Here is a 1908-nt window from a genome sequence, read left to right on the forward strand (position 1 = left end):
TCGGCGACCGAAACCCCAGCCTCATGCTCCTTCAGAATGCCGATGATCTGATCTTCGGTGAACCTGCTACGCTTCATCTCTGGTCCTCTCGGTTGGGCCAGAGTCTACCTCAAACTGGATTAGGCCGAGGGGGCAACGTCAGAAAGTGTCAGGGAGGATTGACAGCTCACGGTTGTGTGAGGTCTGGTGAGAGCGTGGTTAACGGTTCGGTGCGCGGATGGACGGGGTTGGAGTCAGGGGTTTGGGGATTGGGCTGGGCGTGGGCCTCAGTCTTGAGGTTTAGGGAAGTCCGATTGGGCACAGACCAATGGACCCGTGAGCTATTCTACACTGACCGGCAACCTAGGTCCTACTCCAAACCGATAGCACTGATCAGACTAGGTTCAATCGAATGAAGTTTGCCGAGTACGCGAGACAAGATTCAGATTACTTGAAAGCAGCTGGTAGGCTCTATAAGGTGTTCTTCATCCTATTGCTTGTAGCCTACTTTCTTCCAACTAGCCTTCTGGCATTCACATCATTTGGAAGGAATCTGACTTCAAGTCTTATGGAAGCTTCTCCAGATTCATTCTTTCAGAATCAGATTCTTCTGCTAAATGGGTTGGGGCCACAGTTTGGAATAACCTATCTAGCCCAGGCTGTAATCTATTCTTTCCTGCCGCCCTGCTTTGCAGTACTGTTAGCCCGCGCTTCAAACAACTTGATTTTGAAGGCAAAAGTAATGGGGCACGCTTTTCCTGAATTACCCAAGCTTTCTCTTTTTTCAATTTTCCTGTCTTTGGCATCCTTTGCGCCACTTCTATTCTCTGGCTACATATCAGCCGCTACTGACAGATCCATAGCCGACAGGGTTGTCCTTTGGCCGGTATCTGTGAGCATTACCCTAGGGGCCTCATTTTTCATGTTGAATGGCCTACACCTTCTATTCTTGGCTGCAAAGTTAGCAGCTATTCAGCCTGATCGGAGATAAAGATGGTCGAAAGGCAAAATGACGCATCGACATTCAACGAAATGCCTGACTGGGCGGGCTTGACAATAGACGTGATTGTTGAAGGTCAACTTATTGCAACCGAAGTGAGCTTGGCCAGAGCAGGCGTTACCATGATGGGAAGTGCGGCCACTCGCGTGATTCCGGGGGTTGGCCTTGCGTTGGAAGTTGGGTTCGGAGTGATAGATGTCGTTGGGGCAGTAAGGAATGGAACAGAACGCGACGTTGTAATTCAGAGTGCTGGTCTTGCTGGCACAGTTACCGGTGGCACCGTTGCAACTCTTTTGGGCACGACTGTTCTGACAGGTAGTGCACTTGTAGCATCTTCTCCACTTCTTGCTGGTGCCATTTTGGCCGGTGCAGTTGTAGGCACTGCATACGGCGTGGGAAAGCTCTTTGAACTCGCTGCTGCATCATACTATGATCGCCCGATAGAAACCGATAGGCTTCGCGCCGAAAAGGAAGCTGCAGATTCTGATAGTGGTCATCTGAAGAACGCAATCCTAATGGGCATCTACAACGACCCATCTATCCCCAAGAGCCCTGAAGTTAAGCGCGCCGAAGAGGCGCTGGCGAAGGCAAACAAGGCTAAGATCACAAACGAAAAGGTCTCCAACGGCAACGAACCGATTATGGACGAAGACCTGTTCGGTATTCCCGGACCCGGTCCAGCGTACGGCTATAACAGCAACGGGTATGGGGCATCCTCGACTTCGAAAGGTAGCGGTAGCCCTACTAGTGGAAGTGCCTCCACAAAGACAAAGCAAGAGAGCTACGCGGACAAGTACAGCGGCTCTGGCGGCGGCGGCGGGGACTCGGGCAAAGCCGGGTCAGCTGTTTCCAGCAAGTCCACCTCGTCCAGCAAGAACGAATACGGCTACGAGAAGACCACCACGACCACGACCTACAAGTCTGGTGTC

The 1908-nt window shown here is 51.7% G+C and carries 2 protein-coding genes; both read left to right on the forward strand.

From position 1 onward, the window contains the following. Positions 1 to 391 precede the first annotated feature (391 nt). Entirely contained in the window at positions 392 to 970 is a 579-nt protein-coding gene (locus Q8M85_RS03510) for a hypothetical protein (protein ID WP_305540332.1), read from the forward strand. Positions 971 to 972: 2 nt separating this feature from the next. After that, positions 973 to 1908: hypothetical protein (locus Q8M85_RS03515; RefSeq protein ID WP_305540335.1), on the forward strand; the 936-nt coding region annotated here is incomplete at its 3' end.

Source organism: Tabrizicola sp., assembly GCF_030694085.1.
GTDB lineage: Bacteria > Pseudomonadota > Alphaproteobacteria > Rhodobacterales > Rhodobacteraceae > Tabrizicola.